The following is a 7325-nucleotide window of genomic DNA, read 5'->3' as shown; positions in this document are numbered from 1 at the left end:
TTACCTTTTTTGCCAGCATGGGATGCGGGAGGGGGGAGGGAAGGGTGAGCCGTCGGTCGACGCCCGTGCTGGCGGGCGATTAGGGAATATTATGTTGAGCGGGAGGGGAGGGGTGATCTAAAATTGCTATTGTCGAAAGGTGGGATTTTTGTATGCTGCTGGGAGGTGAGTGTGGATTGGACAAGCTGGTACGATGGAGTCTTCGGTATGGGAATCTCAGTAATATTCACCAACGGGGAGGAGCGGACCGTCCCCGCTTACATGTTGGACTACCTCATTCGCGAGCAGAGGATCGTCGCCTTCCAGAGGGCGGACGGGTGGGTGCAGATCGGGCGCGACCCGATCAGGAAATCTCAGCAGCCCATGACCAAATCCGGCAACCGGTGGAGCGATTTTCTCTTCAAGCGTACGGTCGCCTGACCTCCACGGTATCTGATCCAGCCGCCTGACTGCTCCCCCGTATTGGCCGGGGAGCAGTCAGGGGCCGCCCTTCTCTTCTCGTCTGTCAGGCAAGCGCTCTCGCCGCTTGCCCTCCGTCACGTCCTGCTTATTCCGCGGTCACCACAAACTCGTCGCGCCGGTTCTTGGCCATTGCCGCCTCGTCGTGCCCCTGGACGGCCGGTTTCTCCTTGCCATAGCTGATGGAGGAAACCCGCTCGGCGGCTATCCCCAGGTGCCCCAGGTACTCACGGGCAGCCTTGGCGCGCCGCTCTCCCAGGGCGAGGTTGTAGTCGTCGGAGCCCCGCTCGTCGCAGTTCCCTTCGATCCGAATCTTGCTGCCGGCCTTACTCTTGAGGAGCTCGGCGTTCTTGTCCAGGCTCTTGCGCGCCTTAGGCGACAGCGTGGAGGAGTCGAAGTCGAAGTAGATCTTCTCCAGGGCGCTCTGCAGCGTCACCTCTGAGGGTGCCGGTTCGGCTGCCCGCCTGTCCTTGAGGGCGGCGCTGTTGAGGCCGCTCTCGTTGGGCTGCTCAGCAGCTGCGGCAGCCGCAGGCTTGGCAGGCTCCTTGGTCTCGGTGGCGGCGGCCGGCGGGACCATCTGGTCTTTCTTCACGATTTCCTGTTTTGCGCAACCCGCCGAGCAGGCGAGAGCCACCACGCCGATGGAAAGGTAGAGGCCGATGCTTCGTTTCATGGGTTTCGTTCTCCTTGCTGTTAGGTTAGGACGCCACCTTCCGGTGGGCGCCTGTTCAAAGATGTCTGGAACTGGTGGCCTTCGATGAGTTCTGTCTGCTCCTCCCTCCACGAGGGGCCCGGCAGCGGGGGGTGGGATGGGAGTGTCTGGCACTCCTTGAAGGCGATTGCCGGGATGCTGGTCCTGCTCCCGTGGCCCAGACCGCGGCCTCACTGCAGCAGGCGAGCTGGCTGTGGGCCAGTGGTCATTGGCATACCTGGAGACGGTCGCGACGCAAACCACGGGGCGCGGGATGGGGGGCGGTCAGGACGAGCTCCAGGTAAAAGTGATGGAGAAGAATCAGCAACTCGAAGGCGGGGCGCGTGCGTCCCTTGGCGGTGAACTGAGCGAGGAGAAGTAGTAGGCTTCTTCCTGGAAGGTGGTCCGGATTTCGCGGGGGAGAGGCAGGGCCGGCTGGGCGCCGCATAGTTCGGCGGCCATGGCGCTCTGCTTCACGATGTTGACTTCGCTGTTCTTGACGGAGTTTTCGATGATGGCGCGCGGCCGGGGTTTGGGAGTTTGCGGCCCGCACAGGCTCGGCACCCTTGCCCCCATCCCGATCAGGCACAGGAAGAGGGGGGCCATGATCCAGCCCAAAAGCTTCCTGTTGATGTTCAATGCGCGGAGTCCTTTCATCATGCCATGCTTTACACGAAAAATCGCGAAATCGCAATGGTTCTCTGAAAAGGAGGGGGTGCCTCGCCGGGTGTCATCTCTTTTTTTGGAAATCCTGTCAATGCTGTTGACTTTCAATCCTTGCTGCATAGAATGTGTATACATAATCTTTTGACTATGATACTTTAATGAAATGAAGGAGTTGGCCTCGTCGGCGTCCGTCGCATCCCCGTGACCCGGCGCCACTCATGTAGCTACAAATCCTGTCAGTGATCATAATATAATGGTGGGGATGGGGGCATCATGGGAAATATCGAGAATGACGAGAAGGGGTTCACCTGCGAGTGCGGGCTGCGCAACGAGTATCCAAGCTACGTCCAGGACCATTGGAGTGTCAAGCTTATCTATTCCTGTTCCTGCCAGCGGCAGTACATCCTATATAAAGGCACCGTGACCAAGACCTCCCGCGGGACACCGGAGGTTGCCGATGACGAGGGTTTCGGCGACTAACGGCACCTTGCCAATCTGCTCCGTTAACTTGTGAAGCGTCCTCTGCAGCCCCCCGATCGGAGTGGCTGAGGTGGGGTGGTGTGCCCTCCGCTGCCGCCGCTCTCCCAGCACACCTGCTCCTTCTGTATCACCTCCTTCTGTATCACCTCCTTCGGCATCACCTCCTTTATCATCACCTACCCGGGGTCACCGGATACTTTCCGCTCCAGGAGCTCCCTCGCGGCTTGGCCGGCATCTTGCAAAATAGTCACTTCAGGTGACCTGCGGCGAACTGCTGTGCCGCACCAGCTGTCTCCCTTCCCCGGCGTTTCGCCCTTTCAGTCTGGTCGGTTGGCTCCCGCGCCCGCAGCCGGAGGTTCACCTTTTTGACCCTCAGTCAATCTCACGTCAAAAAGATGTCTCGCTCACACCCGATCCTCCCGCTGTTCAGCTTGGGAGACCGATCGAAAAAGGAAGCACCGATGGCGATAAATCCCTTGTCAACGTTTTCACCCTCCGCGGCCTTGCCGGAAGACGCTCGCTCCAGGCAAAACCAGGCATCCCCCCTCAACTCGGGCTTTCACTCGGTGTTGGAATCGCTGGGAGACGGCGCGGCTGCCGGCAGGTCGCGTCGGGCTGCCGCGGAGTTGTTCCGGATGGAGATGATGCAGCACTCCCTTTCCCTGTTCGAGGATGAGAACTCCACCCCCGCGCCCTCAGTGCCGGGGCCGCTGGAATCCTTACTGGTCGGCGTCTGCGCTGACCTGCGGGGAATCTGTCGGCAAGGTAGCCCTGCTGCCACGACTAATGCGAACAGTAGCTCCCTGCCGGAGCCGGCGGGGGGCGACCAGCTGCCCCAGGAGGCGGAGAGCGCCCTTGACGAGATCGGTAAGAGTGCGGCCGAGTATCTCGGGATTCCCTACCGTTTCGGGGGAGAGGGCTCTAACGGTATCGACTGCTCCAGCTTCGTGCAGCACGTTTTCCGGCAGCAGGGGATCGAGCTGCCGAGGACGGCGCGCGAGCAGAGCAGGGTGGGGAGCGACGTGGAGCAGGGATCGCTGCGGAAGGGGGATCTCCTCTTCTTTCACACCTACGCGTCCTACCCCTCCCACGTCGGAATCTACCTGGGAGACGGCAAGATGATTCACGCCTCGTCGGTCAAGGGAGAGGTCACGGTTTCCAACCTCAACACCGATTATTACCGTTCGCGCTTCATGGGGGCCAAACGCATCGTCTGAGTCCGCAGGCTGTTCCCGTGCTACTTCCTTCAGCCTGCCCCGTTGTCGGACTGGATCTACCTCTCATGCGACAGTCATTAGCCTTGGCAGCCTTTCGCCCTTCTGTATCTCGTCCGCAACACGGGCAAACAGCGACACGCTCAAATTTAATGAGCGGCGCCCTTTGACAATTGCATCGGGAAATTGTAAAAGAAGAAGTGGCAGTGAGACTGCGGCGATGTGTGGAGGGAACGATGGCTCTGAAGGACATCCGGGTCCTGATAGTGGACGATGAGGTTTTCTTTCTCAAGGTTTTGCGTGACACCTTGGAAAAGATAGGGTTCACCGTCGCTGGCGAGGCGGGGGACGGGACGGAAGCGGTTCAAAAGTTCCAGGCGCTGCGTCCCCACGTGATCATCATGGACATCTACATGATCGAGAAGAACGGCATCGATGCCACCCGGGACATCATGGCCCTGGACGGTAACGCCAAGGTCATCATCGCCAGCGCCTCCGATGCCGACTACGATACCCAGGCCGCCCTCGACGTCGGCGCCAAGGTGATCCTGAAGAAGCCGTTTGTCCCCAAGGAAGTGTACGAGTGCATCAAGTTCGCCCTCACCGGCAAACGCTAGCAACATCGCAACCACGAAAGACACGAAAGTCACGAAAAAAGCAGGAGATCAATGCAAGAACGTTGAGATCTTGGGCTGTCACCTGGCAATTTTTTCGTGTCATTCCGTGTCTTTGGTGGTTAAAGTAATCGCCGTTCTCTCTTTTTGTTGTTGACTGCCGTTCTCACATTTGCTATAAGACGAGGACTCACTGAGCGGGAATAACTCAGTGGTAGAGTGCAACCTTGCCAAGGTTGAAGTCGCGGGTTCGAACCCCGTTTCCCGCTCCAAATAACTAAACGGAATCCTGAGGGATTCTTCCTAATAGACCCCGACTTTCACCAAAGCTTTCACTAAGAGAGCTTCAATGGAAGTGCGGCGTTTTCTGCTTGATACGAAGCTGCATTGGCGACCTGGAGGAACGAAGCTGGGATCACCGTGGTTGTCCCAGGATGCCCCAGGAAGCTGGGCCGCCGCTGCTTCTTGGATTCCAGGAAGTCCCGCCCGTAATACTCCAGGATGTTCCAAGCGTCTTCCTCCACCCCCTCGATGTAATCCCCGTAGACCTCATACACCATTTTCTTGGAACCATGCCCCATGAGGCGCACCAGTTTGTTCATGTCGATCCCGAGAGCCAGCGACCACGCTGCAAAGGTGTGCCTGAGGGAGTAGGGGACTTTATCGGTTATACCGCTCGCCCTTTGCGCCTTTTCCCATACGTCCTTTCTGAAGTTGGCAGGGTGGAACACGGTGCCGCTTTTGGTGGTGACTAGCCGCTCCTCGGTGCTTCGGGCTGTTAGGATGTCCAACCGCTTCCTGATCGCCTGGGTGATGGGGACTTTCCTGATGCGGTAGGGTGTCTTCGGGGTGTCCTGTTCCCGCCCTCTGACGATGGTATGTTGCACCAGGATATAATCGGGGTGGATGTCGCTTTTCCGAAGCCCTGCGATCTCCGAATTGATCATCCCGGTGAGGATCATCAATTCAAGGACCGGCTGATACCAGGGATCGACGTGTTGCAGGAAGAGCAGCCACTCATCGAAGCGGAACCCCTCCCGCCGCTGGGGTCGTTTCTTGGGAAGGTGCTTCTTGAGGTTCGTGAAGGGGTTGTGCAGCACCCAGCGGTATTGGTCGCAGGCATCGTTCCAGATGTTGCGGAGCGGGATCAGGATGTTGACTATTCGCGCCTTGGAAAGTGGCTCCCCCTGGTGTTTCCCTTTCTTCCATTTCAGGGTGGTGATGAACTTCTGAAGCTCCACGCCGCTGATCTGGAAGAAGGTTTTGTCCTGGAAGTAGGGAAAGAGCCAGTAGTCGATGACCTGCTTGTAATCGTCCATCTTGGTCCCTTCCGGGTAGTGGCTCCAGACGGTGCTGTACCATTCCTGAACATAAGCGCCGAAGAGGATGTCCCGAGGTTCCGGTGCATACTGCCATCCCTCCAGCTTGGCGAAGTAGGCCTTTTCCTCTTCAGATGCTCCAGGGAAGGCATCGGCAAAGACGAACCTGCCAGCCTCTATCTTCTCCATTGCCCGATCTAGCCAGGCCCGCGCCTTTTCCCGGTTCTTCTTGGTGTCGGCAAGGCCGGTTGTTTTCTCCACCCTGCGGTTGAAGTAGTAGAAGAGGAAGTAGAGGTTACGAGAGCCGGGCTTTCTGATGATGGTGCCCTGTTTCTTCTCCTCGATGTCAAAGAGCAGAGTTGCTTGGTGGGTTTTGTGCTTCATGGATGCCTCCGTTGAGCTATCCACATCCCCACCGGCCAAAGTCCGAGAGGAACCATAACATATTTCAGTCATCACTTAGTACTCCCAATTGACCGGATTAGATTTGGCCTGCTTAGACGCCGGTTTGACAGATCGGACAGGGGAGGGCTTGCCGTCATCCGTTGCCGATCCTCCAAGGAGAATCTGAGCCAACTCAGCCGACCAGACGAACCGGAGGACACGCCCCCGTTTAAAGTAGTGGCGACCCTGGATTAGCTCCGTTGTCTGCTTCCAGGTAAAGAGGGTGGCGCGGGAGACCTGGAGGCGATCCGCCAGCTGTTCAACCGTGATGAATTCAGGTACAGCGCCTTGAGGGAAAGTGGTGTAGGCGTCCATGTCGACCTCCTCAGAACGGAACTTCATCGGAGAAGGTGTCTGTGGTAGCGCCGTCGATTTCATGCTCCCAATCGATCTTTTTCATGGGTTTTCCCAGCGCCTGGAGGAACAGCCTGCCGAGATCGCGGGAGACAGCTTTTGTCTTGTGGAATTTGCCCTGTTTATCTCTCCAGATTTTTTCACGCCTGGGAGCGGGGATGAAGAGGCCGAAGTCGGTGACCTTGCCGCCGCCTTTCTCGATTTGCCAGTAGAAGTTTCTTTTCACGGTCCTGAATGCTTCCCGCTTGTCTTCCCCTTCAAACCTGATCTCTTGGGGCTTCATTCCCGCCAGGAGGTTTTGAGTCATGCCGTACCTCTTCCCCTCGATAGGGCAGTGACCTTTGCCCATGTACTTGAGCATGTACCGGACAGCGTGCTCCTGGTTATTCAGCCTCTTGACGTTGACGCTGTTTGCTGCTTGCCCCCAAATATCGACAAGCCACTTCACCGGAATGAATGGTTGATCGACCAGAATATGAAAATGGATGTTCTTGGTGTGCTGCTCCTGAATCTCCGCGACCCAGATGTAACTAAGCTCCTTCTGTTCAGTCCCGAGTCTTTCTAAACGGCGGTCGTATTTCTTTTTGATGGTGTTGAGGAAGCGCTTGAATTCCTTCTTCGCCCACTTCTGGTCAACTTGCCCATGATCGTTCAATTGGGCCTGTTTTGGATCGAATGTGAGGGTTATAAAGAGCCTGAATTCGGTAGAGGCGCATTCGGCAGCACGCCGGATGGTTTTACGTGCCTGTTTGGTGAACGTCTGGGAAATGACCTTTTCGGCCTTTTTAGGGATGGATCTACGCCCCGAACGGTAATAGCCGCCGGTGATCTCCCCATTAGGAAAAATTTTGAGGCAAGCACCACGACTGACAGCCCCCTCTTTGTCCCATTTCTCAAGGAGCTGTTGGGCTTCTTCTGAGAGATTGCTGTGACCCTTTGTCAGAGTTATCGTACGATAATCAAGTTCAAGAGGCACCGCCTCCGGCGGGAAGAGTCTTTCCATTCCTGGGAGTGGCAGCAGTGGTTGTTGCTGCGTCGCTAAAACCAGTTCCGCCCTTCCACCTATACCCCCGGCAGAGCCGGG

9 protein-coding genes and 1 tRNA gene are annotated in these 7325 nt (G+C 57.3%); 5 read left to right on the top strand and 5 right to left on the bottom strand.

Annotated elements, in window-relative coordinates; genetic code table 11:
- The first annotated feature begins 207 nt into the window (after nt 1–207).
- Complete coding sequence (locus VJ604_RS12440) at nt 208–420, top strand: GSU3473 family protein (RefSeq protein ID WP_324082949.1); 213 nt, start codon at nt 208–210, stop codon at nt 418–420.
- 127 nt (nt 421–547) lie between these two features.
- Here the strand turns inward: VJ604_RS12440 and pal are convergent, their stop codons facing one another.
- Together pal and VJ604_RS12430 are read right to left on the bottom strand one after the other, a co-directional pair.
- Nucleotides 548–1132 (bottom strand): peptidoglycan-associated lipoprotein Pal, encoded by a 585-nt coding sequence (gene pal / locus VJ604_RS12435; RefSeq protein WP_324082947.1) that lies wholly within the window; start codon nt 1130–1132, stop codon nt 548–550.
- Between the two features lie 339 nt (nt 1133–1471).
- On the bottom strand, nt 1472–1810 hold the full coding sequence (locus VJ604_RS12430; protein ID WP_324082945.1) for a hypothetical protein: 339 nt from the start codon (nt 1808–1810) through the stop codon (nt 1472–1474).
- 279 nt (nt 1811–2089) lie between these two features.
- On the opposite strand from VJ604_RS12430, the gene VJ604_RS12425 reads away from it, so the two are divergent.
- From VJ604_RS12425 to VJ604_RS12410, 4 genes are all read left to right on the top strand, one after another.
- Nucleotides 2090–2296: a hypothetical protein gene (locus VJ604_RS12425; protein ID WP_324082943.1), complete on the top strand. Its 207-nt coding sequence runs from the start codon at nt 2090–2092 to the stop codon at nt 2294–2296.
- 503 nt (nt 2297–2799) lie between these two features.
- Nucleotides 2800–3513, top strand: a complete 714-nt coding sequence (locus VJ604_RS12420; protein ID WP_324082941.1) for a C40 family peptidase — start codon at nt 2800–2802, stop codon at nt 3511–3513.
- A gap of 233 nt (nt 3514–3746) precedes the next feature.
- Nucleotides 3747–4127, top strand: coding sequence for a response regulator (locus VJ604_RS12415; protein ID WP_324082939.1), 381 nt, complete (start codon nt 3747–3749; stop codon nt 4125–4127).
- Nucleotides 4128–4321: 194 nt separating this feature from the next.
- A tRNA-Gly gene (locus VJ604_RS12410) sits at nt 4322–4396 on the top strand.
- Nucleotides 4397–4459: 63 nt separating this feature from the next.
- Here the strand turns inward: VJ604_RS12410 and VJ604_RS12405 are convergent.
- The 3 genes from VJ604_RS12405 to VJ604_RS12395 form a co-directional block, all read right to left on the bottom strand.
- The gene (locus VJ604_RS12405; RefSeq protein WP_324082937.1) at nt 4460–5827 is read right to left on the bottom strand and encodes an Arm DNA-binding domain-containing protein; all 1368 of its coding nucleotides are present in this window, start codon (nt 5825–5827) and stop codon (nt 4460–4462) included.
- A 75-nt stretch (nt 5828–5902) separates the two neighbouring features.
- Nucleotides 5903–6202: a DNA-binding protein gene (locus VJ604_RS12400; RefSeq protein ID WP_324082935.1), complete on the bottom strand. Its 300-nt coding sequence runs from the start codon at nt 6200–6202 to the stop codon at nt 5903–5905.
- Nucleotides 6203–6212: 10 nt separating this feature from the next.
- Nucleotides 6213–7325: rolling circle replication-associated protein (locus VJ604_RS12395; RefSeq protein ID WP_324082933.1), on the bottom strand; the 1113-nt coding region annotated here is incomplete at its 5' end.

Source organism: Geomonas sp., from assembly GCF_035254065.1.
Taxonomy (GTDB): Bacteria; Desulfobacterota; Desulfuromonadia; order Geobacterales; family Geobacteraceae; genus Geomonas.
Note: the sequence above shows the minus strand (reverse complement) of the source record. Positions and strands in the feature narration are given on the sequence as shown.

What these genes read in the sequence shown, in the direction of transcription:
- VJ604_RS12440 (WP_324082949.1), top strand. Translation starts at nt 208, where the DNA reads ATGGGAATCTCAGTAATATTCACCAACGGGGAGGAGCGGACCGTCCCC.
- pal (WP_324082947.1), bottom strand. Translation starts at nt 1,132, where the DNA reads ATGAAACGAAGCATCGGCCTCTACCTTTCCATCGGCGTGGTGGCTCTC.
- VJ604_RS12430 (WP_324082945.1), bottom strand. Translation starts at nt 1,810, where the DNA reads ATGATGAAAGGACTCCGCGCATTGAACATCAACAGGAAGCTTTTGGGC.
- VJ604_RS12425 (WP_324082943.1), top strand. Translation starts at nt 2,090, where the DNA reads ATGGGAAATATCGAGAATGACGAGAAGGGGTTCACCTGCGAGTGCGGG.
- VJ604_RS12415 (WP_324082939.1), top strand. Translation starts at nt 3,747, where the DNA reads ATGGCTCTGAAGGACATCCGGGTCCTGATAGTGGACGATGAGGTTTTC.
- VJ604_RS12405 (WP_324082937.1), bottom strand. Translation starts at nt 5,827, where the DNA reads ATGAAGCACAAAACCCACCAAGCAACTCTGCTCTTTGACATCGAGGAG.
- VJ604_RS12400 (WP_324082935.1), bottom strand. Translation starts at nt 6,202, where the DNA reads ATGGACGCCTACACCACTTTCCCTCAAGGCGCTGTACCTGAATTCATC.